The sequence below is a fragment of the Peribacillus sp. SIMBA_075 genome, from assembly GCF_046534585.1.
The window spans coordinates 1-264 of record NZ_JAWRYN010000821.1 but is presented as its reverse complement, the minus strand read 5'-3'; the positions used below and the strand labels follow the sequence as shown (position 1 = coordinate 264).

The window sequence follows — 264 nt, the reverse complement described above, 5'->3', positions numbered from 1 at the left end:
CTTTAAATCTAGTACAGAAGCACCCTCTTCGTACGTTAATTGATGTACGTCACATAATAAAATAGCTTGCGCCTCTACCACCGGTAAAGTATGAATAATCTGAATTAACTTTTCATAACTATTTTTTGCGACTACATACTCTTCTGTAGATTCCCCCGCTTGTATCGTCTCTAATTCCTCCGTTCCTACAAAGGTTACTTTTTTCTCTTTCCTAACAAAATCAATAAAAGTATGATATGCCACTTTAAAAAGCCATGATTTTAC

At 34.8% G+C, this 264-nt stretch carries 1 protein-coding gene; it reads right to left on the bottom strand.

The window, feature by feature from the left end; genetic code table 11:
• A partial coding sequence (locus SB775_RS30510; protein ID WP_410865005.1) for a sigma factor-like helix-turn-helix DNA-binding protein occupies window positions 1-264 on the bottom strand: 264 nt, incomplete at both ends.